A 25,216-nucleotide genomic window follows, 5' to 3' on the forward strand; every position below is an offset into this window, starting at 1 on the left:
GAGCAACCGCGATTAAGGGCAGCCTTTGGAGCAATTTTCGTCTTTGAGATCGGAGGCGTGGCGTTTTACTGTCCTTTCCAGAAGAGTTGATCGCTTAACCCGAGCCTCCCCGCAAAGTTCCAGAAAGCGTTCCCGCGCCGATTTTAACTTCTCGGGATTGGTAGGTGTTGAACGGTGAGCTACGCACCGCTCTCGACAGGGAGGTTCCGATGCTCGTTGCCGCTTACGGCCTGATCGGCAAGGATACAATCTGCGATTGTGCGATGGGCACAATCAAGAGCGGACAAATTCGTGCGCGTTATCGAAGTTGCCCATCGCATGAACGGCGTTTCGCTCGATTGAGCGAGGCGCGCCGCATTGCCGCAGGAACCGAAGGACGGCTGCCGCCACTCCCAAAAGCAGAGAAGACTTCGCGACGCGATCGGCATTCTCCTGAACGCCAAGATCGCAAATCCTCAGCGCGCGCGGGGATCGCCTCTGCCCCTAGCAAACAGCGGGCGTCCGCAAGGTTGCGGTCAGTGACAATTTCCAGCCGTCAGCCAGAAGGGTTTTCGTTTTCAGGCTTGTTGGCCTCTCCCAAGGCGTTCTTGGCACCCTCGATCGCGCCCTCGGCAGCTGCACCAGCCGTTGCTTGAAGCTGGCCGCGAACGCGATCCGAAACCTCGCCAGCGGTCTCATCCTCAAAGTCCGTTGCGGGGAGTGCCGCTCCGATGGCCGCACCGATCGCAAAGGCCAGCGCTCCGCCAACCAGAGGCTGATCTCGAAATGTCTTGAGCATGGCGGCGTTCAGCTGCGCCCCGTGATCCTGAGCACTCTCATGGGCGCTCCGAATGCTGTCGGTTGCTGACCGGGCGGCATCTGAAACGGCACCGGAAACACCACTGGCCGCCCCCTTCACCTCACGCCATGTCGCTGATGCCCAGCCGGTTGTTTCATCGAACAAACTGCCTGCCTCATCCCGGATTTCCGCAATCGCCTGGCCCGACGTATCGGCGAAACCGCGATAGACGGTTCCACTCGGATCGACGAAGTGACCGGCCCTTCGGCCGGCCGCATCGGTCTTCGCGCGAAAACGACTGCCGTCCTCATCCTCAAAATGGCTGTAGCGCTCGCCAAAATTTGCCTCGATCGGTCCCACACGTCGCAAATTGCCCTTTACTCGCGCAAGCGGGTAATCATCCACTCCCTTGTCAACGCCCGACGCTTGAGGCGCTCGCGAGGCGGGATCGGCAAGGAGCCATGCAAGACCGATCCCTGTCAATGCGACTGGGATCGGGTTCGCCTTCATTGCCCCACCCAGATTGTTGAGGAAGTCGGCACCTCCACTCCTTCTGGCATAGGCGATGAATTCATCCATTAATTCGCCAGGCGACATTCGCTCTTGAATGGCATGCAGTTTTTCTTCAATCCTTTGACGGTCGGTCTCGATCTCCCGTTGAAGGTCCGCGGACGAATGCATGTCGACGTTCATTTAACTGTCTCCTTGGCCACGTCGAGGTCGCGCTGGAGCGACGCCGTCGTTTTTTCAAACCGAATGCTGCGGTTTCCGAGCCTGGCAAGGCTGCGCGAAATCATAACCCACGCGAGGACGCCGACGACAAGACCAACGGCGACCGCTGAGAGCGCATGGGCATTTGCCTCTTGCATTCCCTGCTGCATCAAAAAGGCGCCCAGACCCTCGACCACAGCGCTCAGAAGCACGCCGATCGCGGCAATAGCAAAGATAAGGCCAACCATGAGCGTCTCGATGCTGCCGATCGCCCGGTCAATATTCTCGCTTGCCTCGGCCTTGGCGAGGTCGATCTCCTTGCGAAACAGTCCGGCTATATCGGTCACCAGTCCCGTCATCAGGTCGGGTAAAGAGCGGTCGTCACGGGGGTTATGCATCGCGGAAGTCCTTTTCAAATGACCAATCGTCGCCTGCGCGTGGGGATGACGAGGAGTTCGATGTCTTGGTGGCCGTTCGCTTTGCCGAAGCGATCAGAAATCGGCTCGCTGCCAGTCCCGCAATCGCTGCCATGCCAAGAAAGGCAAGGGGCTGCTTCCGCCCATAGTTTTCTGCAATCGACGCGATTTCACCGAGATCCCGGTCTTCGCATTCGCGGGCCAGCCGTCCGATCGAATTTCCAAGGTCCTGGGTGTAGCGGCCAAGCCCCGGTTGATCGGAATCGCGAAGTTCAGATCCCACCTTCTCCATGGCGCCAGCAAGACCACGTAATTGGCGCGCCAATGCCCCCTTTTCGTCATCCACGACTTTGGCTGCCGCCGCTTTTGCCTGGCCCGAAAGATCGTCGCTCGCGACGTTCTGGTCGACGCGGGGCCCACCTGCATCGCTCTCGCCCCCCCCAGAATAAGGGCCGCCTTCTTGTGAGGGCGAAATAGGTTGCTGTTGTTGTTGTTGAATACGGTTCTCCGGGTTTTCGATCATCACAAACCTCCTGGTTCTCTGACGCGGGCCCTTCGTTGCGATCCAACCAGCGGATCGCTATCTTGTTCCCTGCCTCATACGGCACTCGGCTTGGCGTTTGTTCGATCCGAAGGCGCTGCCCAATGAAGACGCTGGGCGACTGCGATCGATCTCGTGGAACAACCCCGCCCTGCGCAGGGACTCCCTCAGCCCCTGCACAGCACCGCAGCGTCCGCCAACGGACGCTGCGGTGCTGCTAGCGTAGGGCTCTACTGTAGAAGGGCCTCAACCCCCTCGATGAGGGCCTAGCTCGAAAACGGCTTGGAGAGAATTGGGGCAGTTTGGGCGCTCCCGAACCTCAAGATAAGAAACGCTATCGATTTCTCCTTGCAGGCGTCTGCTACCGGAAGCCGGCTATCCCCTGAAGGTTCTTGTCCAGCATGACGACATCGACTGGCGGCCCACCTTGAACTAAGCTCGGCGTCCCTCCATTCGCTCCTTGAAACCTCGATGAGGTCGTGGTGGTAGGAGATTTTCTTGGACCAGGCGTGGGTTTCTATCGGTTGTCCGCATTTTGCTGATGGACTGGAACTTTTCCCGGTCTTTTCGGGTTCACGCAACAACCTTTTCGTGTGGACCAGGTGCGAATGGAGAGGAAAATGAAATGGCTTCCTGTCACCGCAGTTCTTATCGCTGGCCCAGCCTTTGCCCAAAGTGCCGAACTTGAATCGGCCTGCACGTCGGTCGCAAGGAATTTTTTCATGACCGACACGCTGAATGTCGGGGTCGTGCAATCGTTCCCTGAGCTTAAGCCCCCTGGCGTCCGCTTCAAATATTCTGAGAGATCGGATACGAAGAAGGCCGAAATGTCAGATACGTTCGACTGCGAATTCGATCAGCCAAATCCGATCACAAAACTCCTACGCTTCTGCGTCTCCCGGACTTGCTACTCTTCCGACCAGGAAGATGGCGAACGCCGACGCCGATTTGAAGAAATGCAGCTTCTTATGCAAAGAGGCAAAAGCGCCAGAAAATAAGCATGGCACCTTCTAACTGATGGGTCTCGGCGGACGGCGTTCGAGGGCCAACGCTAAACGAGATTTGCGGCGCCAGGCCATCGGGCGTGCCAGTGAGGCTCGGCTCACGATGGCACGTCGACTATCCGCAGCAATCACATTTCCTACAAAACAGAGAACGTCCGGCGTTGACTCTTGATGCTAAAAGCAGCTCCCACCCGACTTCGGCAAATGCAACTTGCGTAAGCGCAAAGAATTGCGGACTAGCCTCGGCTCATGGTTCGAGTGCTCCGGTCGGGAGTGGAAAAGACCAAATGCTTAGGAACCAAAAGCGTTTCGCCGAGTTTGAACATTGCCTTTAACGGGCTGAGAACAAGGAACCGAACATCATGAAGAACGTACTGCTCGCCGCGGTCTTCCTCGGCGCATCGAGTTTGGGCGCGCTCGCGCAGACCGCCACACCTCCGGCTACGGCAGATGGTGATACGCCTGCCGTTGCAACACCAGACACCACCAATCCAACAGCGCCCGTCGCCGGCGCCAACAGTTTCACTGAAGAACAGGCCAAGGATCGCCTTACTGATGCCGGCTACACCGATGTGACCGGTCTAAAGCTCGACGACAAGGGCGTCTGGCGTGCAACTGCCTCGAAGGACGGCAAATCCATGCAGGTCGCGCTCGACTACCAGGGCAACATTGTTGCCAACTAACTCCAGCAACGAGGAAATTCCCATGAAAACCGTTAGTGGACTTTTTGACGACTATTCGGACGCCCAAGCAGCAGTGTCAGCCCTTGAAGATCGCGGCGTGCCGTCGGACGACATCAGCATCGTTTCCAACAATGTTGGCGATTGGTACGGCACTGCAGACGAAAGCAACGCGGCTGAAGGCGCTGGGACGGGCGCCGGTGTCGGCGCTGCGGTCGGTGGCATTGGCGGCCTGTTGACTGGTCTCGGGCTCATGGCCATCCCGGGTGTCGGGCCGGTGGTCGCAGCCGGTTGGCTTGCCGCGACCGCGGCGGGTGCTGCCGCCGGCGCGGTAGCAGGTGGTGCCGCCGGCGGGATTATCGGAGCGATGACGGATTCGGGCGTTCCGGAAGAACATGCCCATGTCTATGCGGAAGGCGTACGGCGCGGTGGCACGGTCGTCACGGCACGGGTCGACGACGCGCTCCAGGCGGATGCCGAAGCGATCCTGCGCCGAGGGACCTGGGTGGATCCTGTCCAACGCCGCGCCGCCTACACGGAACAGGGCTGGACACGCTTTGACGAGACGCTCGATCCCTACACCGCCGACGAAGTCGAGAAGGAACGTCAACGTCTCGAGAGCATGCGCTAGTTTGAACCAAGGCGGCCATGATGCGTTCAGATCACCTGAACCGTAAACTGGCCTTCGCACGTTCCTGATGATTGGCAGGCTCTCTCGTCCCGGCGCCCAACTCAGGCGCAACAACGGCACCTGACAAAAGCGCTTAGACGTTTGGTAGAGTTTGACGAAATTGACCGTGGAACGATTTGCATACCGACAGGTTGCGTCCTCCCGGGTGTCGAAAGGAATGGAGCCATGGTTGCCCCGCGAGCGAACTGGAAAGGCTACATCAAGTTCGGAGAGGTCACCTGTCCAGTGGCACTTTACACCGCCGCGTCCTCGTCCGAACGCATCAGCTTCCATAGGCTCAATCGAAAAACAGGCAACCGGGTAAAGCGCGAGTTCGTTGACAGCGAGTCGGGAGAGCCCGTTCAGGCCGACGATCAGGTAAAAGGCTATGAAATCGAGGGTGGACGATACGTCGTCCTGGAACCTGAAGAAGTCGCAGCGGTGGTTCCGGAAAGCGACAAGACCCTGAAGATCGAGGCCTTCATTCCCTGCTCGCAGATCGACACAACCTATTTCGACAAACCCTACTATCTTGCACCCGACAAGATGGGCGGGGAGGCTTTCGCACTGCTCCGTGATGGGATGGCTAAGGCCAAGGTCGCCGCGATCGCCAAGACCGTGCTTTTTCGCCGGCTACGAACCGTACTTATCCGCGCACACGGCAAGGGGCTGGTGGCGGCAACCCTCAACTTTGACTATGAAGTGCGATCTTCGAAAGAGGCGTTCCAGGAGCTTCCCGACCTCAAGATCGAGGGCGAGATGCTGGAACTTGCAGAGCACATTATCCGCACCAAGAAAGGCAGTTTTGACCCCGGCGACTTTGATGATCGGTACGAGGCGGCTGTTGCCGAGCTGGTCAAAGCCAAAATCGAGGGGCGTGCCCTGCCGAAGAAAAAGTTGCCCGTAGCATCCAAACCCGGCGATCTGCTCAAGGCGCTCCGCGAGAGCGCGGGCGTCAATGCGAGCAAGTCGAAGTCCAAGCGTCAAGCGGCCAACGCAAACAAGGGCGCTCGTCGGCAAAAAGAGTCGAGCTCGTCTTTCAAGTCGAAACAGGCGGCAACGTCGCGTCGCACCGGCTGACGGGAGATTGAGCCATGGCTGTCCGCCCCTACTGGAAAGGCTATTTGAAACTCTCGCTGGTGACGTGCCCGGTTGAGATGATGCCGGCCACGTCCGAGAGCGAAAAGGTTCGCTTTCACACGCTTAATCGCGAGACCGAGAACCGTGTCGTCAGTCACTTCGTCGATGCGGTAACCGGGAAAGAGGTCAAGGAAGACGATGAGGTCATGGGTTACCAGCGCGGGGAAAAGGAGTATGTCGTGATCGAGGACGAGGAGCTTGAGACCGTCGCACTCGAAAGCACCAGGACCATTGATATCTCGACGTTCACCCCGCGCGACAGCCTCGAGTGGATATGGCTCGATACGCCTTACTACCTTTCTCCGAGCGAACCGGTCGGCCAGGAGGCCTTTTCTGTTATCCGAGATGCGATGGAAGCTCAGAAAATGGTCGGTATTTCACGACTGGTCATATCGCGTCGGGAACGAGCCGTCATGCTCGAGCCGCGTGGCAAGGGGATCGTGCTCTGGACATTGCGCTACGGCGACGAAGTTCGTGGCGAAGAAACGTACTTCACCACCGCGAGCGACGCCAAGGCGGACCCCGAAATGATGCCGCTTGTGCAGCGATTGATAAAGAAGCTGACGAAGGATTGGAGCCCCAGCATGGTGGAGGACCCCGTGCAGGAACGCCTGGTCGACATCATCGCTGCCAAGAAGAAGGCGATAAAGAAACCGTCCAGGGCCAAGTCCAAATCGTCAACCACACCATCGCCACCCAGCAACGTCGTCAACATCATGGACGCCTTGAAAAAGTCGGTCGCAGCGGAGCGTCGTCCCCGGAAATGAACCATCCGCGACCCTTAGACCTTGACGACGGCACGGCTGGCTCTCGTCAGCCCACGGGCAGGTTCTGCGCCAGCGCGATGGGATCGATGACCCTCTCAAGTTCAAAAACATAAAACCGATCGTCATCTCGCATGGCCATCAGTCCCATCAAGCTGTCGTCATTGATCCGTCGAAAATGGTCGACGATCGACTGGTCGTCAGAGATCATGGCCGCGCTTGCGACGCCTTCAAAGGCAACCGTTTTGATCGAGGCGACGGGACCCTTTGCCTGAAGGCACCGTTGAAGACCGGCAAAAAGCACGGCGGCAAGGGCCGTTCTTCCAAACGCATGAAAGCGAAGTGCGAGGGCAAGCGGAACCCACCTCGGATCGATGGCTCGCAGTTTTCGCCCACCGACGTGAAAAAGAAGGGCATCGGCCCGCAGATCCGGATTGAACCGTTTGCCGAACCAGCCGAGGTTCTCCACGACGCCATCGAAGGGATGACCAGTTGGAACTCCCCAACCTTGCCAGAGGCCGGCAAGCTCGCACGGTTCCAGCGGCGGAAGCCGCAGAAACTGTTCCAGCGCCCGTTGCTGATCATTTAACGCATTGTCTCTCCTCACCTCTACGCCTCCCGGCTTCTCGTTTCAATCTGCCCCCGCGACGCGCCTGCCGCAGATCTTCCAATGTCGGAAACCATCAGCCCGGCTTGAGTTCAGAGGTCGGCGACGTTTTTTCGGACCAGGTCCTTACCAGTTCATCGAGTGAACCCCGCGGCCAGGTAGCCCAGACAAGTTCATCGCACCCATGGAGGGAAATAGAGATTACGGACCGTTCTGATATCTGCTATTTCGCCGTAAGACCTGGTTAGAAGGACTACTCCAACATGCGTGGCGATCGCGCGCTCGTAGGGGCGATCTCCCATCGAGGAGTATCGGATAGCGCGCCTGTATTTTTTTCCTTGCCCTTTGCCTTTACATCCTGCTCCTCGTCACTAATTGTGCCTGTCCACGTGCCTTCCTTGTCTCCGGTTCGCTTCGCTCGGCTTCCGTTTCTGCCCAGCGTTGACGAAGTTCTAACCGCGAACGTCGCTCGGCGGTTCGGCCCTGATTTTGGTGAGGGCGCCGGGACCGTGCGCGCTATGAACCGCTTCGGGCCGAGATCGGATTTCACTTGCGCCCAATTGAGAGGCATTGAGGCAGTCGCCCCTGACCGGGCTCGCGGCGATAGTGGAGCGACCGCCGTCGGGCCGGCTTTTCTGCCTTAATTTCGGCAGCTGGCTTATCCTCGCGGAGCCCCTTGAAGGCGGCTTGCCGCACCAGCCCGTCGGCCGTCGGAACCGGCCGCGCCGAAATCATACGGCATCAATCAACGCCTTTTCCGCCGGTCGCACCGTAAACTTCACCATTGACGAAACTTGCCTCCTGCGAGGCGAGGAAGACGTAAATAGGGGCCAGCTCAACCGGCTGGCCGGGCCGACCGAAATCGCTGTCCTTCCCGAAGTTCTTCACTTTCTCGTCAGGCTGGCCGCCGCTTGGCTGCAAGACCGTCCAGAATGGACCCGGTGCCACGACGTTGGCCCGGACACCCTTCTCGATGAGTTGTTTTGCGAGTGCCTTGGTGTAGGCGACGATCCCAGCTTTGGTCGTGGCGTAGTCGAGGAGAATTGGCGATGGCTGATATGCCTGGATGGACGCGGTTGTGATGACGGACGCACCTGGGGGCAAATGCGGCTCGGCGGCCTGAGCAATCCAGTGCAAGGCGTAGAGGTTGGTCTTCAGCGTGGCGTCAAAGTCCTCGGACGTTACAAGCGAGACGTTCTTGCGAAACTGTTGTCGGGCCGCGTTGATCACCAGGATATCTATGCCACCAAGCTCGGACAGTGCCCGCGACACCAACGCGCGGCACCAGTCTTCATCCTTCACATCACCCGGCAAGGCGAGCGCCTTGCGGCCCTCGGCCTCGATCAACTCGATAACCTCTTTCGCGTCCGGTTCTTCCTCCGGCAGGAACGATATGGCGACGTCGGCACCCTCCCGTGCAAACGCAATCGCTGCGGCTCGTCCAATGCCAGAATCTCCTCCGGTGATCAGGGCTTTGCGCCCTTTCAACCGACCTGCCCCTTTGTAGGTTTTCTCGCCGTGATCGGGCTTTGGATGCATCCTACCAACAATACCGGGCATGGATTGTGGTTGAGGGTCAAACGGCGGCGAGGGGTACTGTGTTCGGGGATCTTGCATCATCAGACGATCGGTCATTGGTAAATCCTCATGTGGCGATAATCGGTTAAACTCGTCGATTGGTTTCGGGTTCCCGTCCAGCAATTCGGAGGAACCAAACGACAGGCTCCACCGTTCATTTGACGTCTCTTCAACCTCTTTTCGCGCCGAGGGAGAAAACGTTCCATGCAATTGCTGCACAGGGTCCTTGCCGACGTGCAGTTGATGCTTCGTCGTCCGCCGAGGTTGCAGTATGCGGCCTTGTGCTACCGTGTCCGCACAGGGCATTCGCTCGAAATACTTCTCATCACCAGCCGCGATACCGGTCGCTGGGTCATCCCAAAGGGGTGGCCCATGAAACGAAAGCTGCTCATGAGGTCGCGGCAAGGGAGGCGTTCGAAGAGGCCGGCGTAAAAGGGAGCTGTGAGAGGGCTCCAATTGGCCACTACGTCTACAGGAAGAAGTTAGATAGTGGCCTGAAAGTTTCTTGCAAGGTCCACGTTTTTGCGATGAAAGTTGCTGGCCTGCGCGGGAACTTTCCGGAGAAGGGCGAGCGCAAACTTGTCTGGTTCGAATATCGAGAGGCCGCCCGTCGCGTCGCTGCGCGATCCCTACGCGACCAGATTTTACGCTTCGGCAGTGCGACTTTGCCTTGAAGACGCAAACTGCGACGATCCATTCTCATCCACTTTTGAAGTTTGCATCGTCGTCTGTCGTATCTTGGAGAGCGCTGGCGGACCGACCGTCGCGGGAGCGGTGGGTAGCGAGCTCGACTGCCCTTGTGTGGGCCAAAAGGAGAGGGCGGAAAAATCCGGATGTTCCGGTCGGCTTGACGCGGCCTGCGACCGCTTATCGGCTCGGACCTCAAGTCGACGCCCGAGGCCGCGCGATGGCGCTCGATCTCCCTCTTCGCCAGACCGCCGGCTTGTCTTTCAAGACCGTGATCAGCGCTCGTAGCGCGAGTTCGTCCAGCTTCTCGATACCGACATGCTCGTTTACGCCTTGGAGGTCTGAATGCTCATCGAGTTAGGGCTGCGTAGCTATGCTGTCGCGATCTTGAGAGTTCTCCAGGACGAACACGAAAAAGTGATGATTGTCGTGCTGTTTATGACGGGCGCCAAACGTGTCGCTGAAAGCAAAAAGCGCCCGGTAAGCCGAGGCAATGACGAGGACAACAGCGGCGATCACACCGGGTTTACATGAAGGTAAACTGCGGGCCTCATCACTTCTCAGGCAGAACGAACTCGTGAATCCTATCGATCGCCGAGAACCGACCGTTCCCCTTACCCTTGCGAAGCCAAGCTCGTTCTGATTCCGGCCTCAGTAAACCGCGTCAGCTGCATTTGAGTTGCGTCTTCAGTATAAAGGACATGAACCGGCAAGCCGCTTTCGGTGAGCCTTTGAGCCTCCTCATAGGCCTCTTCGAAGCCAACCGGAACCGCGTCTGTTGGCGCGGAGGGATCGTCCTGGGTCAACACATAGAACGTGGAGTTTCGAATATCTGGGGTCATCGGCGCTCTCCTTTTCGCACACCACCAACTGCCGGAGGACGCAATAGTTCCTAGGTGATTTACGTGCGTGCGCTTCCGCTTGGTGCCGTTGAACCTTATCCGCGACCGGCGCGCTTTGGTTCGTCCCAATCAATTAGAACGGATGTCCGGGACGCGGTGTTAAACCGGCCTTTATTCCGCCCGCTTCTTGATCCTCTTTTAAGGAATACTTTCCTTCTACGGAGACTGGCCCATGGCGACCGGCGCATCCCAGCGATTGCACGACGGGGTCGCCGCCGTCGAAACGATGACGCGGTTTGCCATTGCCGTCCTAGCCCTTGCCTCCGGCGTGTACACTTATCTCGGCGTGCGCAGCATCCTGGACGGTTCGCCAACGGCGATCTTCTTCGCAGCGATTATCTACTCGGCCTCCGTCTCGGTCGGCATCTACGCTTTCTGGTCCTATATGGCGCGCTTCTTTCCGCATATCACGACCCATACGGGCCGCGCCGCCATGCTCGGTGTGATGGCCATCGGCGCGGTCATGATCATGGCCATGTCAAGCTGGCTAAATGCTGCTGCACTAGCAGGTTCTGCGGCACTTGAGCAGCACCTGGCCGAGACGGTGGAAGACTATACCGCCGACCTCGACCAGGCGCACCAGAACGCACTTGCTGCCCAGAGTCTTCTGCCCGATATCCAGCGCGCCTCCGAGCGCTTTGCTCAGCTGGCGCTTTCGGAACGGCAATCGGGCGCTCTGACCGGTACGACCGGTTCAGGAAGCGTCGTTCAGTTGCTGTCGCAGATGTCAGCGCAGATGAAAGATCTAGAGAACGGCATCAACGCCTCGCGCGAACAGGTAACGACGTTGTTCGAACAAGGACAAAAGCGGCTTGAGACCATGCGTACGCTGGTATCGGCGCCCGGCGCCATTGAACCGCGTGCCGACCAGTTCTCCTCGGAAGTCGTGGCGCTCACCGGGGTCATAGCCTCGCTCGGACAGACTTCAATTGCCCCTTCGATCCGTCGCGCGGCCGATGATCTTTCGCTCGGCTTTATTGCACCTGTCGCCGACGGTGGCGATGCCGACCTAGTTGACCGCCAGGACAGGGTAATGGCGACAGTGCGCGCTTCAGTAGCGGCCCAGTCGAAGGTTCTGTCCGACGCCGCTGACGAGATCCTTGCGCGCGCACCGGTAAAGGAGCGAAGGTTCGTTCCACTATCGTCCGCCGAAGCAGTTTTGCGCTACGCTTCGGACTTTATTCCAGCATGGGCTGGCGCCATCTCCATCGATCTCCTGCCCGGTGTACTCGTGTTCATTCTTGCAGTCGTGCACGGCGCGATCCGAAAACAGGAAGAGAGGATGCCATTTGCCGAACGCATCACGGCAGCCGAACTCGTGCAGGCAATAGAATTGAAGCGTGCGCTGGCGGAAAGCGGCTCGGATCTGATGGAGGTTGCCGCCGAGCTTGAAGCGCAGAAAACTACGGAAGAGGCAAACAACATCACAAACCTCGACCCGAGAATACGTCCCAAGGATCGCCCACATGAGGATCGATGAACCGATCAAGGCCTTGAAGCGCCTCGACGATGGCACCGCGATGCGAGGCGTGTTCTATCTATTGCTGTCGTTGACAGCGATTTTTCTGATTATCGACGTTCGCAACATGGAAACCAGCCCCAAGCTGTCAACCGCCGACCCAGCCTACCAGGTCCCGTTCCTGCCGCCTGCAGGAACCAAGGGGGATCCGAGCGATGCTGCGCAAAGCCCATCGAGCCCGGCCGAAGTGCTGAACAAGCCGATGACATTGGAACTTGGCCCCGGCGGCGTCCTGCTTGTCGAAGGCACCTTCGATCCAGGCGCGTCTTCGCGCTTTGCTAGAGAGATCGAAGTTCGCGGCGAGTATGTAAGAACCGTCGCGCTCAACTCCCCAGGCGGCTCAGTGGACGACGCGCTGGCAATTTCCAAGCTGATACGCGAAAAATCGCTGACGACGAAAGTGGTGTCGAGAGCACTTTGCGCATCCTCATGTCCAATCGTGCTTGCAGGCGGCGTTGAACGCCTCGCGGAAAAAGATGCGGTGGTTGGAGTGCACCAGCTATTTACCGTCAGAAACGTCATACCTGCCGCAGACGAGCTCATGTCGACCACACAGTCCGCCACCGCACGTGTCGCCCGCCATCTCGAGGCGATGGGCATTGCTGCTGAACTCTGGTTCAACGCTTTGGAAACGCCTGCGGATCGCCTTTATTATTTGACGGCGAAGGAAATGGCTGATTTTCGACTGACGACTACGCCAGCTGCGAGTCCCAAGAAGAGAAGTTAGGTCTCTACCGAGCGGATCAGCTCTACGCTAGGGCATGGACAATGGCGGGCCTCTTTGGTTGGATTAAACACAATCGGACACAGGAGGACTTAACACCGATCTTGAAGGCGGGCGTAGAAATCAGCGCGGGGCCGTGCCTCTTGACGCCCATTTCCTGGAAGCCCCGTCATAACGTTTCTGGGATCGTGACCCCAGACTGCGTGTGCTTTGCATAAATGCAATTGGCGCGATCTGCAGCGTCCGCGGTAGATGAGAGGTTAGGCATGGCTCGCAACTCAACCGGTGAGAGAACTGTCGGGTTCGAGCGCACAAAGGCTGTGCACTGGAGCTTTGGCTGTCGAAGAAATACGGAGCGCTGATTTACTTCTGGGAACAATGGCTTCCTTCCGGGCTTTTCTATGGAAGAGGAGGCCGGAGTGGTGATGACGCGCTATTTCTTCGATCTTATGAATGGTGACGGACAGACGCGGGATGATCTGGGGCTTGAGCTACATTCCCGCGAAGCCGTCATGCAGGAAATCACGCGCATCCTCGTTGATGTCGCACGCGACGAATTGCCCGAGGGCTATGGCACTGAAATTTCAGTTTCTGTGCGCAGCGAAGAGGGCAAACCTATCTCCGTTGCCAGCCTCACGTTTCGCAACCGCTGGCTCGATTGACGGATTTGCGTTCGTCTGGCGAAATCTCGCGCCTTCCATTGAAACACTGCTTCGCAGCATTATATTGTGCACTGCAGCAATGATTACCGAGTGCTGTATGAGGCCGCTATGATAGCCATCCTGGCCGTTACGGCCTGGAGGTTTCGTTATGCGCTCCTTGTCTAACACCCTCGCTTTGCTCAAGCAGTTCCGCACACATCCGGTCGACCCTTCTCGGGAGAGCCACTTGTCGGAATTCGAGGCCTTTGGACCGAATCCTGGCCAGCTTGAGGCAAAAGTTCATGTCCCATCGACAGTTATTCCACGACCGGCGCTCGTCGTCGTCTTGCACGGCTGCACCCAGACGGCGTCGTCATACGACGCAGGCTCGGGATGGAGCAGATTGGCCGACGACTATGGCTTTGTCGTCCTCTTCCCGCAGCAGACCCGCAGCAATAACGCCAATCTTTGCTTCAACTGGTTCCAGCCGAACGATATGGCGCGCGGCGATGGTGAAGCGCTTTCAATCCGCCAGATGATCGAGACCGCCGAAGAACGTTATGACATCGATACCTCGCGAGTTTACATAACCGGGCTTTCAGCAGGTGGAGCGATGGCCAATGTGATGCTGGCGACCTATCCTGAAGTCTTTGCCGGCGGCGCAATCATAGCCGGCCTCCCCTATGGCACGGCACACACGATACCCCAAGCGTTCGACCGCATGCGCGCGCAAGGCATTCCCGACACTAACACGCTTCAAAAGCTGCTTCGGTCCGCTTCCAAAACAACGGGCCCATGGCCGGCGATATCGGTCTGGCAGGGAACGCAGGACATGACCGTCAACTCGGCCAACGCAGATGCGATTGTCGACCAGTGGCTGGGCGTTGTTGAAACCCGAGGATCGCCCCGGGTAGAACAACCGACGTCGCGGCTTGAACGCCGGGTCTGGGTCAATGCCAACGGGGAGGAACGCCTTCAGCTTTACCGCGTCAAGGGTATGGGCCACGGCACACCGATCGATGCGAAAAGTGGGTACGGTCGGGCAGGGCCCTACATGCTTGACGTCGGCATTTCGTCGACCGAGGAAATTGCCAAATCGTTCGGGGTTGCGGCGCCATCCTTGAGACAGGTGAACCCGGGCGTCGCCACTGACGTCGCTATCCCCAAGGCTCGGAGCAACGATAATCCGAGTCCCAAGGGACCGGCGGACGGCATTCGGCGGACGATCGAAGACGCGCTTCGTGCAGCGGGTCTGATGCGATAACACCGCGCACACTTCCTTCGTGGCCACCCGCCCTTTCGATCTGACGACTCACCGCGTGGAGATGCCTCAAACGGCGAGTGACGCCGCCGCAGCGAACATCCAATTTACAAGGTCGCCCACCTGATGGGCCATACGCTCGGCCCTCAAGCTATGCGGTGGGTCCAGACGATTTTTTTGAAGAGCGGCCACATCGAGCGGCGAAGTTGCGCACCACCTGATGTTTTCGCGCTGCCGTCACTCCATACTGCATACCCCGCGACTGAGCCGATACGGACGGTTGCACTCCCAGCCGTTTCCGGAACGATCCAGATGTGCGTTTTCAGGAAGATTGATCTGTGAACATACCGATCCTTTTGCTTCAAATCCGCGGTCACATTTCCATTTCTGGCCATAGGAGTTGTCCGCGAAGGTTGCATTTTCGGGAACCTTTACAGCAACACAGGCCTGATCTTTCATTTCAAATCCACGGTCGCACAACCATTCATTGCCGCTGGTGGTCAGGTAGGCATGGTCAGGAACGATCAGTGCGACGCATTTGCTACCGATGACCTGGTACCCCCGTTCACAGATCCAGCCCTCGCCATAGCTCGAATCCGTCAGATACGCCTTGTCCGGCACTTCGATGAGGTCGCATTCAGTATCGCGCTGACGATATCCGTGCATGCACTTCCAGCGGTCACCAGAATAAGAGTCGAGAAAAGCATTGGCGGGCAGCCGTACCGCAAGGCACTGGCCGTCCTTTTCGGCAAACCCGTAATCGCATTCCCAGCCGTTGCCATAGGAAGCGTGTGTCAGGAAAGCATTGTCGGGAGCCGTCACAGCAACGCAGGAATCGGCCTCTTGTCGGAATCCACGATTGCACTCCCATCCCGATCCGTAGCGTTTTGCTTCGGAATTTGCTGGCACCGACCCTTGACCATATGCCCCGGGGATCAAGAGCAGAGTTGCGGATAGAAGAACGCTCGCCTGTAGAGCCAACGCTAGGAAGAACGGTTGAGGCATGTCCTTATGTCTCCAAATGGGCGGTTGAGTGGTCACAGAAGTGTGAAGCCATTGCGGCCGGCGCTTACCTGCGCCCATCGGTTCGTCCCAACCAATGCCAGATTGTCGTGGCTGGGAACATACTGCGCACAGCGCTGTGCAGTTCGCAGCCTCAAGTGTCTAGGACCGACCGGAACTTGCTGGATCACAAGGCGAAAATGTCTGTTCGGTGTAGGACATGGCGCCCCCTTGATTGGGGCCAGGGTATCGAACCCTCATACAGCAGCGCCCGTGACATCTGCTACTGGAGACTGGACACTGCGCCTTTGTCATTCGAATAGCAACCGCTCTTCACCGTTATTTGATGTGCCTGCCGAACGCCCCCTAGCAATCATGATTTCCATGTTTCCATGCTTTGATCGAGCACGAACCGGGTCGTTCCAAGGCGGTCGGTCGTTTTCCGTGGAGAGAGGGGTTGTCGCGACGGAGGCACGTCAGAGGCCGCACACCTTGCCGGCTAGTCGGCGCTGACTGTCGGCATGAATTGCGCCGGCGTCTCAATCTTTTGCAAGCATTTCTCGAACTTTTCGCGCCAGATCGTCCATGGAAAACGGCTTGGTCATCATGTCCATGCCTGGTCCGAGAAAGTCCGCGCGTGAGGATGCTGTTGCTGCATAACCCGTTAAGAACAGAACACGGAGGCCCGGCCTCCTTGCCAGAGCCACTTCGGCCAACTGACGCCCGTTGATCCCTGGTAAGCCGACATCGGAAACCACGGCATCGATGCGCTGCGCGCTTTCGATTATCGGCAGCGCATGTTCTCCGTCTTCGGCTACGATCGTCCTGTATCCAAGTTCCTTCAGAACGTCGACGATCAGCAGCCTCACGGCGCTGTCGTCTTCCACAACGAGCACGACCTCACCTTCACCCATCAGACTCCCGTATTGGGACGGAGCCGAGCCGATGCTTGCCTTGTCGGCGCCTGACCCATCCGGGAGAAAGAGCGTGACTGTCGTACCCGTTCCCAGCTGGCTCGTTATTCGTGCGTGGCCGCCCGATTGCTGGGCAAAGCCGTAGATCATCGACAGACCAAGTCCCGTTCCTTGCCCGATCGGTTTCGTCGTGAAAAACGGATCGAATGCCTTAGCGATCGTTTCTGACGTCATGCCAGTTCCGGTGTCGCTTACCGCGATCACGACATACGGGCCGGGCTGGATTTCCTCGTTGCGCGAGATGTCAGCCTTCGTCAGGGTTACGTTCTCCGCCTCGATGGTCATCTTCCCACCCTTCGGCATCGCGTCGCGCGCGTTGATTGCCAGATTGAGAATTGCATTCTCAAGCTGATTTGCATCAGTGAACGCGTAACACGTCTCTGGATGTACCAGGACAGAAAGGGAGATTTTTTCGCCAAGCGTGCGAGTGAGCAAGTCCTCCATGGAATTGACGAGCTTGTTCACGTCGACCGCCTGTCGGTCGAGCGATTGGCGCCTCGAAAACGCCAACAGGCGATGGGTCAAGGAAGCGGCTCGATGGGCGGAGGTGGTCGCAGCATCGATGAAACGGTCGAGGTCGTCGAGACGCCCAGCCGAAATACGGCGGCGCAGAATCGAGAGAGCGCCGATAATCCCTGTCAGCAAGTTGTTGAAGTCGTGCGCTATGCCACCGGTCAGTTGGCCGACCGCTTCCATCTTCTGCGACTGGCGCAATTGTGCTTCGGTATCTTTCAGCGCCTCGGCTTGCTCCCGCTCCAAAGTGACGTCGCGGCCAAATCCATAGATCGCTCCGTCTTCCTGGGATGTGCGCCAGGAAATCCATCGTGGAGCGCCATCCGCATGCTTCAGGCGTAGTTCAAAGTCGCTTCGTCCGCCCTTGGATGCAACCTCAATGGCTTCCAGCATCGAGGCTTTGTCTTCCGGCCACGTAAAGTCGACGATCGAGCGGCCAAGAGCGAGGCTCGGCGACGCTCCGAGGATTTCGCGCCAGACGGGGTTGGCGTCCTTAATCTCTCCCGAGCCGCTCAGAACCAAAACCAGGTCCCGGGAATTCTGCCACATGCGATTGCGTTCGCGCATGCTGCCCCTTGCGCGTTCGGCCAAGGCGAGGTTGGCTGTTCGCAGTTGCTCCTGGCTCGCCTTTGTTTCCGTGACGTCATAAAGAACGCCAATGTACCGCTGGCTGCCCTGAGCGACCTCGACATACTCGCCGCGTTGCGCCAGCCATCGCACTTTGCCGTCATCTGCACGGGTGATCCGGAATTCCCTGTCCGCTATGCTCTGTGGCCCGTCGGGACGCGCCAGATCGATGATCAGCGGGTCGCCTTCGTGGATGAGGTCGTTGAGTGTCTTGATCGGCAGCACCTTAGTCGGGTGAAGTCCGAAGAGTCGGCAGAGTTGGTCCGAAACGTTGACAGTCGCAAATCCCGCGGCATGCTCGAACGTACCGATGCCACCGGCCTCCTGCGCTATTCGAAGCCTCTCTTGGGCAAGCCGTTGGTCGGTGATGTCGACAAGCGTACCAACAAACCGGACCGGCTCTTCATCGTCGTCTGCTTCGCCGCGACCTTCTGCACGAACCCATCGGATGCTCCCGTCCCTTTTGACCAGGCGATAATCCTTGGAGAATATTTCTGCGCCAGCGAGGATCCCCGCCACGGCCAATCGTATTCGCGGCACATCATCGGGGTGAATGGCGGAAAAGAAGTAACGTGTGGGAACTCCGGCTTTGAGATCAAGCGGATCGAGTCCGACCATCGCCGCAAATCGTGTGTCAGCGAAAAGCCGATTGCCGGAAATGTCCCAATTCCAGCTGGATGCTGCACCGGCGGCCTCAAGCGTCAGGTCAAGCCTTTCTCGGGCCGTCGCAAGCTCGTTCGTGATCTCCAGAAGCTCTGCTTCAGCCTCTCGCCTCCCGGTCGCATGCTCGACATCTACCGGGTCAGCAGTCGGAGATGCGCTTGCCTTCGGGAAAAGACCTGGTCTCGACGACTTCAAGGCGCCTCCTGCGTCACGCGCTCGATAAACGCTGCGACCAAGGTTTTGAGGACCTCCAGCGACGGCAGATCCATGATCATGGCGATGTATCCGCGGATGTCATGGTCCCTGACGGAAAAGTTTATGTAAAGGAAAAGCACGAACCCCTCATTCGTATCCTCAGTGCCGACATGAAACAGCGACGCGCTGTTTCCACGCCTGACATCCGGAATTGACATCTTGAGGGACTTCTTGAGCATGTTTGCCATCGAGCCCAGGCAGCCATTCAGTATGACGTTGCCGGTCTCGGCCAATGCCTCGGCCTCCATTTCGAGGAGTTCTTCCTCGCTCATTTCGTCTCCAACGATCGCTCGTACTAATGTGAGACCGTTGCTCTCTGGAAAGATAAGAAGGGCCCGGCCCGAAAAAGGTCCGTCAAACTCCTGCTGGACTGCGATCAGATTCTCGCTTTCGCGCTGGCCAATCAGTGCTGCGGCTGATTTTCGCGTGATCACCTCGACAGAAGGCACAGACAACAAGACCTGCTTGTGAACCATCTTTCGCAGGCTTGCGGCCGCTCGACTGACCCCGATGTTGACGAGTTCAGTCAAGGCGTCGCGTTCGAGCTCGTCCAACTCGATGTCGATCTCGCTCATATCTGGGACTTCTTCAAACGAAGCGCTGCGCCTGTGATGAAGGCACTCATGCCCTCCTGCGTCACAGGTTTGCCAACAAAGGTCGCGTTCAGTGCCCTCACGCGCGCAATCACTTCGTCCTGAACATTCGCCGTGATGATGGCGATGGGCAACGTCGGGTTCGCGTCACGCATCTCGGTGGCAAGATCAAGTCCGTCCTTGTCCGGCATGTTGAAGTCGACAACCGCGACATCGATCTGGCGCTCGGCCAGGATGCGAAGCGCCTCATCGGCGCTGCCAGCCTCGACACGTTGCCAGTCGGGCTTGAGGGCAGCAATCGCTTTGCTGGCTACGATGCGGGCCAGCTTGCTGTCATCCACGACCAACACAGTCACACCCATTTCGATCTCTCCGTGCTCAATTTCGTCTGAACGGCTTGTCCGGCGTTGTTCTGCGTCTGTCATTTAACTTTCCTATTCTTGAGCGTTGGCAAGAGGTAACGCACAGCAAAATCCGAAGCAGGCTCACCTTCGAGATCGCGTTCGCAGAGAAGTATCAATTGCCAGACTGCCGTGTGGATGTCGCCAGCATGCACGAGCGAGACGGGCAATCGCGGTTTGGCTTCTAGGGCGGTCAAAAGCTCTTCGGCGTCCTCCACCCCGCAAGCACCGTGAAGCTCAATTGCTCTGCCAGAAAGTACGATCGTCATGTCATCAGACCTTCGATATCGAGCACAAGTACAATACGCCCGTCGCCCATCAGCGTCGATCCGACAATTCCCGGCGTGCCCGCAAGCAGGCCGGTGAGCGGTCGCATCAGTGCATCCGACCGGTCAACGATCCGATCCACCGCGACGCCGACAGGCTCGCCTCCAAGCGAGACGGCTAGAACGGTCAGCTCGTTCTTTCGTGGCGTTTGCGGCAGGCGCAGCAATTGGGAGAGTTCCAACAGGGGAATCGTCTGCTGACGCAGCACGAACGCCTCGCCGGCACGAACCGGCGTCACTGCGTTGGCGGAAACGCGCACCGTCTCGTGGATCTTTTCTATCGGTATGCCGTATTGTTCGCCGCCGACCTCAACCACCATGAGGCGGCTCATCGAGAAGCTTATCGGCAGAACAAGTCCAAAGATCGTTCCTTTCTCTGGGGTGCTTGAGAGTTCCACTCTGCCACCGAGCGCCGACAGGGTCGAGCGAACCACATCAAGGCCGACCCCTCGGCCTGACACGTCCGTGACGCCCTCAGACGTGGAGAACCCAGGCAGGAAGACGAACTGAAGGACTGCGTCATCGGAAAGCCCGTCGAGACCCTCGTTTGTCGTCAGACCGGCGCTCAAGGCTCTCGCACGAATGGTTTGCGGCGACATTCCGCGTCCGTCATCCCGCAACTCGATCCTCAATTGCTCGCCAAGGCGCATAGCCCTCAGCTGGATCAGCCCTCTTTCGGGCTTGGCGACCTTTGTACGCTCCACTCCAGCCTCGATGCCGTGATCGATTGCGTTGCGAATGAGGTGCACCAGGGGCTCGTACACGTTTTCTACAATCTCCCGATCGGCTTCAATCGTCTCTCCCTCCATGACGAGGTCGACGGCTTTTCCCAGTCTGGCCGCTGTTTCGCGGACAAGTCTTGGAAAGCGCCGGAAGGTCTGACCAATAGGAATCATGCGTGTGCGTGTGACGGCCGCATAGAGCGACCCGACGAGCCGGTCAATTTCGGCCTGGCTTTGCAACAGGTACCGCACAGGCGAGGTGTTTCCTGGGAGAGGGGGAAACAGGGCGGCAGCACTTCGCAGGCGGTTCTTGGCAGCGATGAGCTCGCCGGTGAGGGTAACGAGAGTGTCGAGCCGGTCCACACTGACGCGAGCAACACCGCCGCTCGAGGCAACGTTCGAATGGGTTGAGGCCCTGCTATTGGTGACCGCGGGCTCCGCCAGGATCTCCACCAGGCGGACCTGGTCTGGAATAAGCCGAAATATCGCCTGAAGTTCGCTTAGCGACGCCGTCGACAAGACTTCGATCACAAGATTGCAGCGGAAGGGATCATAGGGGGTTTCAGGCTCAGGCATGTTGCGCGCGAACACGCGGAGATAGGCAATGCCAGGCACCTGCGAGACCGTCTTCAACGGGTCATCGCCGCTAAAGAAGCATTCCGCGTGGGGCTCGTAACGCGCTGCGATCACAGAATGGTCAATCGGCAACGAACTGTGTTTACTCAGGAGGTCGCGTGCCCAGCGTGGCGTCGGTTCATTGGCATCGAGCCCCTCGCTTAACACCCCGGGGGAGAAGGCCAATGTCTCCTGAAGTTGTGGCCCCTGCGAAAGGGTCTGCGCAGATGGCGCTCCGGTCGCAGCGATCTCCTCCACGCATTGTTCTGTCCATTCAACGATGACCACGACGGCATCGATGAAACCCGCGTCGATATCGATCCCGCCCGCCCTCGCAGCAGAAAGATAGTCCTCGCAGCGATGGAGTATCGCCTCCATGGGTCCGAACTCGAAAAGGGCGACGGAACCCTTTAGCGTGTGGATGGACCTGAACAGGCTTTCAAGCTGGCGCTGGTCAAGAGGATCTTGCTCCAACGCCAAAAGCGATTCAAACGCCTGGTGAACGAGCTCGCGGGCTTCGATCCCGAATTGTTCCGTCAATTCATCCATCGGACGCCCCATCGCCTCTCCGGTAGACAATGGCGTCGGGGAACCGAATGAGGTCGAACCGATCGGAAATCCTTGCCATAGACTCCGAATGCCCCAGGCAGATGTATCCGCCCGGATTCAGCAACTCATGGAGATTGTGAGCAGCAAGCTGCCTGCCCTTGTCATCGAAATAGATGAGGAGGTTGCGGCAGAATATGACGTCGAACCGACCGGACGCGGCCAGGCTTGCCGGGTCCAAAATGTTTGCTTTTGTGAAACTCACGGATTCCCTTAGGTCGGCAATCAACGTGTGTTTGCGCGCGTGCTTGGGTTCAAAGTAGCCCTCGATCAATTCACTCGGAAGTTTCGACAAGGCCCGCTCACCATAGCTTGCCTCCCTGGCCTGGTGCAGCACTGCCGTGTCGATATCCGAGCCAACGATTTCGACGTGATACGCATCAACGAGCTGCCAGTTCTCCAAAAGCCATATCGCGATTGAATAGGGCTCTTCCCCTGTTGAACAGGGCATCGACCAGATTCGGATGCGGTCGCCGGGGCGTTTCGTGCGTACGATTTCCGGCAGGATCGAATGGCTAAGGCAAGCCAGTTGGTGCTCTTCGCGGTAGAAATAGGTCTCATTGACGGTGAAGCTGTTGATGATCTTTTCGACTTCCGTCTCGTCCGCTCGCAACACCGCCAGATAGTCCTGCGGCGTAGCGCTGCCCCGCACGCGCATCAGTTCGCAAATGCGCCGCTCGACGTAGTATCGTTTCGTTTCTCCGAAGATCATCCCTGTGCGCGCATGAACGAACGCACAAATGTCCTTCAAATCGGCGATCGACAGCGGGCTAATGAGCGCTCCTCCTTCTGGCTGCACCGGTATGGTCATTTGACGTAATCCAGAAGCTTCGAAGCAATCCGTCCAAGCGGCAACACATCGCTTGCCCCGTCGCGGGACACCAACTCGCCTGGCATACCCCAAACGACGGCCGTCGCCTCGGCCTCCGCGATCGTCCGGCCACCGGCTTTCCTCAGATCGACCATTGCCAACGCACCGTCGCTGCCCATTCCCGTCAACAGGATCCCGATTAACGCTTCGGGCGCGACAACGTTCATTGCAGACAGAACCATGCGATCGACGCTTGGATGCCAGATCCACCGCCCATCAGACGGAGCAGGCATCACGACCAGCCGTTCCGCTCTTTTGGATAGGATGATGTCGGCATCTCCCTTGGCTATGTAGACATGCCCCGGTTCGATCGGCCGCTGCTGGTCGGCTTCGACCACGCAAAGCGCGCACAGTTTGTCCAGCCGGCGCGAAAGTGGTCCGGTAAACGTCGCCGGCATGTGCTGCGCTATGACAATTGGTAAGGGAAAGTCAGCTGGCAACGAGGAGAGGATCACCTCAAGGGCCGGCGGCCCTCCGGTCGAAGACCCAACCAGGACAAGCCGCTTGTCTGCGGGTCGTCCTCTGGCCTCAGTAGAAGATCGTGGAAGGTCGGGGGCGCGAGATGCAGCCCGGCTGATGCGCTCTTTCAATCGTCGGCTGCGCCGGATTGCAATGCTTGAGGCACCTCGAACTTTTTGGACGATCAGCGGGCCAAGCGCGTCGATCTCGAGCGAAACTGCTCGCGTCGGTTTGGCAACGAAATCGACCGCTCCCATCTCGAGCGCCACCAGTGTCTGTTCGGCGCCCTCCTCCGTCAATGCCGAAATCATCACGACAGGGCAAGGGCGCTCCAGCATGATCCGGTCGAGGCAAGCAAGGCCATCCATGTCAGGCATATGGATATCGAGCGTGATGACATCCGGCTCAAACCTCGCCGCCATGTCCAGCGCCTCTTGCCCGTTGCGAGCATATTCCAGGACAAAATCACCGGCTTCGGCAAATACTCGGCCAAGCAGTCGGCGCATCAGCGCGGAATCGTCGACGATCAAGAGCCGGATCAAGATGCCTTCTCTTCGGATCCAGTCATGGCCAAGGCCGCAACGACATCCTGTTCTGCGCGCGTGAGCAGTTCTTTTGGATCGACCAGTAGTATCATTCGGCCGTCTGCCTTCAGTCGAGCCACCCGGTCGAACACGCTTGTACGTTCCGATATGTCGGGAGCATCCAACAGGTCTTCGGCAGCTATCTCGACGGTCTCCGACACGCGATCAACGACAAAACCAACGCGTGTCTCTTCAAAGTTCACAATGATGGCGCGCTGCCATGCAAGGGGGTTGGTATCCGCTACCTCAAAGCGCATGCGCTGATCGATCAACGGGACCGCTCTTCCCCTAAGATTGACGACGCCGGCCACAAAACTCGGCGCCTTGGGTACGCGCGTAACGGATTGAGGAACGCGTACAACTTCTTCCACGCATCGCATCGGCAGGCCGTAATCCTCCGATCCAAGCGAAAAAATCAACAACTGCTCGCCTTTGGCAACGATCGAGTTTTCGCTCATGTCATGTTCTCCCACCGGCGACGCGACCCGGTTGACGGCCTGATTTCCAAACAATTTTTCGGTTGAGAGAATTGCAACGAGCGACTGCCCTTCACCGGGGCGCCCAATCGCCTCAAGTTCCGCGGGGCCTTGTCCATTCTTGAGAACCGTTGGAACGGCATCAATTTGTGACGATGCCAGACGCAGGATAGTCTGGACTCGCTCGACGGCCAGACCGATCCTCGTTCCCAGATAATCCACGACGACGACCCGATTTGCAGCGCGCTCTTTATCACTGCGCAAGCCAAGTAGGTTGCGCGCATCTGCCACCGGCAGCACGGCTCCGCGATGTTCGGCCATGCCAAGTATTACGTCCTGTGGCCGGCTCGCCGTAAAAAACTCTTCCCCAAGAGCCAGCACCTCGTGAACGTCAGCGAGCGCAATCGCAAAGCTCTGCCCGGCGACCTTGACGGTCAGGAATGGTTTACCCGCATCAACGGGGTTTGCATGTCGGCTGCTCGCGCCGAAATCACCCGATCGTCGGGCGGCGCCTGTGTTTTGCCTCCTGGGGCTTGTGGGGCGTACTTGCGCGGTCAGACGCGCATCGAGATCGCTTATCCTGTCGTTATCGTCGGCTACGATTTGCAGGACTGCGTCCACCATCAAACCGATGCGTTGGCCTCGCTCGTATACAATGCAGCATCCATCAACAACTCGGCCATCTCCTTCGTCGCCGAGCACGTGGCCAAGGTCGAAGATCGGAACTGGTTCTCCGCGAATGTTGGCAATTCCCAAAAGGCTCTCAGGCCCGTGGGGGACCCTTGTGATGCGGGGAGCTCGTACGACTTCCGCCACCTTGTTCGCATCCAAAGAGAGGTATCGGTTGCCCAACCGGAACTTCAAGTTCCGGCTTTTCTGCTCCGATAAGCCAGATCGCATCATCGT

General features: G+C 58.3%; 25 protein-coding genes and 2 pseudogenes. 11 read left to right on the forward strand and 16 right to left on the reverse strand.

What is annotated here, in order from left to right:
• Window positions 1-535 precede the first annotated feature (535 nt).
• The 3 genes from IB279_RS32860 to IB279_RS32870 are packed head-to-tail and all read right to left on the reverse strand — an operon-like array spanning window position 536 to window position 2,428.
• Window positions 536-1,471, reverse strand: a complete 936-nt coding sequence (locus tag IB279_RS32860) for a DUF3618 domain-containing protein (RefSeq protein ID WP_060606898.1) — start codon at window positions 1,469-1,471, stop codon at window positions 536-538.
• On the reverse strand, window positions 1,468-1,887 hold the full coding sequence (locus tag IB279_RS32865) for a phage holin family protein (protein ID WP_034800315.1): 420 nt from the start codon (window positions 1,885-1,887) through the stop codon (window positions 1,468-1,470). The genes IB279_RS32860 and IB279_RS32865 overlap by 4 nt, the downstream gene beginning before the upstream one ends.
• Complete coding sequence (locus IB279_RS32870; RefSeq protein WP_113294193.1) at window positions 1,880-2,428, reverse strand: nutrient deprivation-induced protein; 549 nt, start codon at window positions 2,426-2,428, stop codon at window positions 1,880-1,882. Before IB279_RS32870 ends, IB279_RS32865 begins: the two co-directional genes overlap by 8 nt.
• A gap of 638 nt (window positions 2,429-3,066) precedes the next feature.
• Between IB279_RS32870 and IB279_RS32875 the strand changes: the two genes are divergently transcribed.
• The 5 genes from IB279_RS32875 to IB279_RS32895 all read left to right on the forward strand — a co-directional run bounded on the left by IB279_RS32875 (window position 3,067) and on the right by IB279_RS32895 (window position 6,707).
• On the forward strand, window positions 3,067-3,444 hold the full coding sequence (locus IB279_RS32875) for a hypothetical protein (protein WP_034800313.1): 378 nt from the start codon (window positions 3,067-3,069) through the stop codon (window positions 3,442-3,444).
• A gap of 368 nt (window positions 3,445-3,812) precedes the next feature.
• Window positions 3,813-4,133 carry a PepSY domain-containing protein gene (locus IB279_RS32880; protein ID WP_029742951.1) on the forward strand — a complete coding sequence of 107 codons (321 nt, stop codon included), beginning with the start codon at window positions 3,813-3,815 and terminating at the stop codon, window positions 4,131-4,133.
• A 22-nt stretch (window positions 4,134-4,155) separates the two neighbouring features.
• Window positions 4,156-4,761: a general stress protein gene (locus tag IB279_RS32885; protein WP_029742952.1), complete on the forward strand. Its 606-nt coding sequence runs from the start codon at window positions 4,156-4,158 to the stop codon at window positions 4,759-4,761.
• 225 nt (window positions 4,762-4,986) lie between these two features.
• On the forward strand, window positions 4,987-5,880 hold the full coding sequence (locus tag IB279_RS32890) for a Ku protein (protein WP_113189025.1): 894 nt from the start codon (window positions 4,987-4,989) through the stop codon (window positions 5,878-5,880).
• 14 nt (window positions 5,881-5,894) lie between these two features.
• On the forward strand, window positions 5,895-6,707 hold the full coding sequence (locus tag IB279_RS32895; RefSeq protein WP_112977423.1) for a Ku protein: 813 nt from the start codon (window positions 5,895-5,897) through the stop codon (window positions 6,705-6,707).
• 46 nt (window positions 6,708-6,753) lie between these two features.
• Here the strand turns inward: IB279_RS32895 and IB279_RS32900 are convergent, their stop codons facing one another.
• The 3 genes and pseudogenes from IB279_RS32900 to IB279_RS32910 form a co-directional block, all read right to left on the reverse strand.
• Window positions 6,754-7,311 carry a DUF4334 domain-containing protein gene (locus tag IB279_RS32900; RefSeq protein WP_113189024.1) on the reverse strand — a complete coding sequence of 186 codons (558 nt, stop codon included), beginning with the start codon at window positions 7,309-7,311 and terminating at the stop codon, window positions 6,754-6,756.
• 484 nt (window positions 7,312-7,795) lie between these two features.
• Window positions 7,796-7,933, reverse strand: a pseudogene (locus tag IB279_RS32905) (hypothetical protein); the annotation flags it as partial.
• A 119-nt stretch (window positions 7,934-8,052) separates the two neighbouring features.
• Window positions 8,053-8,946, reverse strand: coding sequence for an SDR family oxidoreductase (locus tag IB279_RS32910; RefSeq protein WP_034800441.1), 894 nt, complete (start codon window positions 8,944-8,946; stop codon window positions 8,053-8,055).
• Window positions 8,947-9,093: 147 nt separating this feature from the next.
• On the opposite strand from IB279_RS32910, the pseudogene IB279_RS32915 reads away from it, so the two are divergent.
• Window positions 9,094-9,563: pseudogene (locus tag IB279_RS32915) on the forward strand (NUDIX hydrolase).
• A 358-nt stretch (window positions 9,564-9,921) separates the two neighbouring features.
• A complete protein-coding gene (locus tag IB279_RS32920; protein WP_113189022.1) occupies window positions 9,922-10,110 on the forward strand; it encodes a hypothetical protein in 189 nt (62 codons plus the stop codon).
• An 80-nt stretch (window positions 10,111-10,190) separates the two neighbouring features.
• Here IB279_RS32920 and IB279_RS32925 read toward each other — a convergent pair whose 3' ends face one another.
• A complete protein-coding gene (locus tag IB279_RS32925) occupies window positions 10,191-10,418 on the reverse strand; it encodes a hypothetical protein (RefSeq protein WP_113189021.1) in 228 nt (75 codons plus the stop codon).
• Window positions 10,419-10,650: 232 nt separating this feature from the next.
• Between IB279_RS32925 and IB279_RS32930 the strand changes: the two genes are divergently transcribed.
• The 4 genes from IB279_RS32930 (at window position 10,651) to IB279_RS32945 (ending at window position 14,626) form a co-directional block, all read left to right on the forward strand.
• Entirely contained in the window at window positions 10,651-11,958 is a 1,308-nt protein-coding gene (locus IB279_RS32930) for a hypothetical protein (RefSeq protein ID WP_029742848.1), read from the forward strand.
• Complete coding sequence (locus tag IB279_RS32935) at window positions 11,945-12,724, forward strand: ATP-dependent Clp protease proteolytic subunit (RefSeq protein WP_113505555.1); 780 nt, start codon at window positions 11,945-11,947, stop codon at window positions 12,722-12,724. Before IB279_RS32930 ends, IB279_RS32935 begins: the two co-directional genes overlap by 14 nt.
• A 422-nt stretch (window positions 12,725-13,146) precedes the next feature.
• Window positions 13,147-13,383 (forward strand): DUF6894 family protein, encoded by a 237-nt coding sequence (locus IB279_RS32940; protein WP_060607017.1) that lies wholly within the window; start codon window positions 13,147-13,149, stop codon window positions 13,381-13,383.
• 148 nt (window positions 13,384-13,531) lie between these two features.
• Entirely contained in the window at window positions 13,532-14,626 is a 1,095-nt protein-coding gene (locus IB279_RS32945) for a PHB depolymerase family esterase (protein WP_113505554.1), read from the forward strand.
• Window positions 14,627-14,860: 234 nt separating this feature from the next.
• Here the strand turns inward: IB279_RS32945 and IB279_RS32950 are convergent, their stop codons facing one another.
• From IB279_RS32950 to IB279_RS32990, 9 genes are all read right to left on the reverse strand, one after another.
• The gene (locus IB279_RS32950) at window positions 14,861-15,628 is read right to left on the reverse strand and encodes a hypothetical protein (RefSeq protein WP_146243026.1); all 768 of its coding nucleotides are present in this window, start codon (window positions 15,626-15,628) and stop codon (window positions 14,861-14,863) included.
• A 536-nt stretch (window positions 15,629-16,164) separates the two neighbouring features.
• Window positions 16,165-18,597, reverse strand: a complete 2,433-nt coding sequence (locus IB279_RS32955) for a PAS domain-containing protein (protein WP_246802216.1) — start codon at window positions 18,595-18,597, stop codon at window positions 16,165-16,167.
• Window positions 18,594-19,232 carry a chemotaxis protein CheX gene (locus IB279_RS32960; protein ID WP_113189018.1) on the reverse strand — a complete coding sequence of 213 codons (639 nt, stop codon included), beginning with the start codon at window positions 19,230-19,232 and terminating at the stop codon, window positions 18,594-18,596. Before IB279_RS32960 ends, IB279_RS32955 begins: the two co-directional genes overlap by 4 nt.
• On the reverse strand, window positions 19,229-19,675 hold the full coding sequence (locus IB279_RS32965) for a response regulator (protein ID WP_309142327.1): 447 nt from the start codon (window positions 19,673-19,675) through the stop codon (window positions 19,229-19,231). Before IB279_RS32965 ends, IB279_RS32960 begins: the two co-directional genes overlap by 4 nt.
• The gene (locus IB279_RS32970) at window positions 19,672-19,920 is read right to left on the reverse strand and encodes a hypothetical protein (RefSeq protein ID WP_060606930.1); all 249 of its coding nucleotides are present in this window, start codon (window positions 19,918-19,920) and stop codon (window positions 19,672-19,674) included. The genes IB279_RS32965 and IB279_RS32970 overlap by 4 nt, the downstream gene beginning before the upstream one ends.
• Complete coding sequence (locus tag IB279_RS32975; RefSeq protein ID WP_192340593.1) at window positions 19,917-21,863, reverse strand: chemotaxis protein CheA; 1,947 nt, start codon at window positions 21,861-21,863, stop codon at window positions 19,917-19,919. The genes IB279_RS32970 and IB279_RS32975 overlap by 4 nt, the downstream gene beginning before the upstream one ends.
• Entirely contained in the window at window positions 21,856-22,731 is an 876-nt protein-coding gene (locus IB279_RS32980; protein ID WP_113189017.1) for a protein-glutamate O-methyltransferase CheR, read from the reverse strand. The genes IB279_RS32975 and IB279_RS32980 overlap by 8 nt, the downstream gene beginning before the upstream one ends.
• Window positions 22,728-23,792, reverse strand: a complete 1,065-nt coding sequence (cheB, locus tag IB279_RS32985; protein ID WP_060606936.1) for a chemotaxis-specific protein-glutamate methyltransferase CheB — start codon at window positions 23,790-23,792, stop codon at window positions 22,728-22,730. Before cheB ends, IB279_RS32980 begins: the two co-directional genes overlap by 4 nt.
• Window positions 23,789-25,213 (reverse strand): chemotaxis protein CheW, encoded by a 1,425-nt coding sequence (locus tag IB279_RS32990; protein ID WP_113189016.1) that lies wholly within the window; start codon window positions 25,211-25,213, stop codon window positions 23,789-23,791. Before IB279_RS32990 ends, cheB begins: the two co-directional genes overlap by 4 nt.
• Between the last annotated feature and the right edge of the window lie 3 nt (window positions 25,214-25,216).

The organism is Ensifer sp. ENS06, from assembly GCF_014852205.1.
GTDB lineage: Bacteria > Pseudomonadota > Alphaproteobacteria > Rhizobiales > Rhizobiaceae > Ensifer > Ensifer adhaerens.

Excerpts from the sequence above, each read along its gene's own strand:
- IB279_RS32990 (WP_113189016.1), bottom strand. The coding sequence starts at position 25,213 with ATGATGCGATCTGGCTTATCGGAGCAGAAAAGCCGGAACTTGAAGTTC.
- IB279_RS32970 (WP_060606930.1), bottom strand. The coding sequence starts at position 19,920 with ATGACGATCGTACTTTCTGGCAGAGCAATTGAGCTTCACGGTGCTTGC.
- IB279_RS32975 (WP_192340593.1), bottom strand. The coding sequence starts at position 21,863 with ATGGATGAATTGACGGAACAATTCGGGATCGAAGCCCGCGAGCTCGTT.
- IB279_RS32980 (WP_113189017.1), bottom strand. The coding sequence starts at position 22,731 with ATGACCATACCGGTGCAGCCAGAAGGAGGAGCGCTCATTAGCCCGCTG.
- IB279_RS32865 (WP_034800315.1), bottom strand. The coding sequence starts at position 1,887 with ATGCATAACCCCCGTGACGACCGCTCTTTACCCGACCTGATGACGGGA.
- IB279_RS32925 (WP_113189021.1), bottom strand. The coding sequence starts at position 10,418 with ATGACCCCAGATATTCGAAACTCCACGTTCTATGTGTTGACCCAGGAC.
- IB279_RS32930 (WP_029742848.1), top strand. The coding sequence starts at position 10,651 with ATGGCGACCGGCGCATCCCAGCGATTGCACGACGGGGTCGCCGCCGTC.
- IB279_RS32965 (WP_309142327.1), bottom strand. The coding sequence starts at position 19,675 with ATGACAGACGCAGAACAACGCCGGACAAGCCGTTCAGACGAAATTGAG.
- IB279_RS32895 (WP_112977423.1), top strand. The coding sequence starts at position 5,895 with ATGGCTGTCCGCCCCTACTGGAAAGGCTATTTGAAACTCTCGCTGGTG.
- IB279_RS32945 (WP_113505554.1), top strand. The coding sequence starts at position 13,532 with ATGCGCTCCTTGTCTAACACCCTCGCTTTGCTCAAGCAGTTCCGCACA.
- IB279_RS32880 (WP_029742951.1), top strand. The coding sequence starts at position 3,813 with ATGAAGAACGTACTGCTCGCCGCGGTCTTCCTCGGCGCATCGAGTTTG.
- IB279_RS32960 (WP_113189018.1), bottom strand. The coding sequence starts at position 19,232 with ATGAGCGAGATCGACATCGAGTTGGACGAGCTCGAACGCGACGCCTTG.
- IB279_RS32890 (WP_113189025.1), top strand. The coding sequence starts at position 4,987 with ATGGTTGCCCCGCGAGCGAACTGGAAAGGCTACATCAAGTTCGGAGAG.
- IB279_RS32870 (WP_113294193.1), bottom strand. The coding sequence starts at position 2,428 with ATGATCGAAAACCCGGAGAACCGTATTCAACAACAACAACAGCAACCT.
- IB279_RS32875 (WP_034800313.1), top strand. The coding sequence starts at position 3,067 with ATGAAATGGCTTCCTGTCACCGCAGTTCTTATCGCTGGCCCAGCCTTT.
- IB279_RS32940 (WP_060607017.1), top strand. The coding sequence starts at position 13,147 with ATGACGCGCTATTTCTTCGATCTTATGAATGGTGACGGACAGACGCGG.
- IB279_RS32910 (WP_034800441.1), bottom strand. The coding sequence starts at position 8,946 with ATGACCGATCGTCTGATGATGCAAGATCCCCGAACACAGTACCCCTCG.
- IB279_RS32860 (WP_060606898.1), bottom strand. The coding sequence starts at position 1,471 with ATGAACGTCGACATGCATTCGTCCGCGGACCTTCAACGGGAGATCGAG.
- IB279_RS32920 (WP_113189022.1), top strand. The coding sequence starts at position 9,922 with ATGCTCATCGAGTTAGGGCTGCGTAGCTATGCTGTCGCGATCTTGAGA.
- IB279_RS32950 (WP_146243026.1), bottom strand. The coding sequence starts at position 15,628 with ATGCCTCAACCGTTCTTCCTAGCGTTGGCTCTACAGGCGAGCGTTCTT.
- IB279_RS32935 (WP_113505555.1), top strand. The coding sequence starts at position 11,945 with ATGAGGATCGATGAACCGATCAAGGCCTTGAAGCGCCTCGACGATGGC.
- IB279_RS32885 (WP_029742952.1), top strand. The coding sequence starts at position 4,156 with ATGAAAACCGTTAGTGGACTTTTTGACGACTATTCGGACGCCCAAGCA.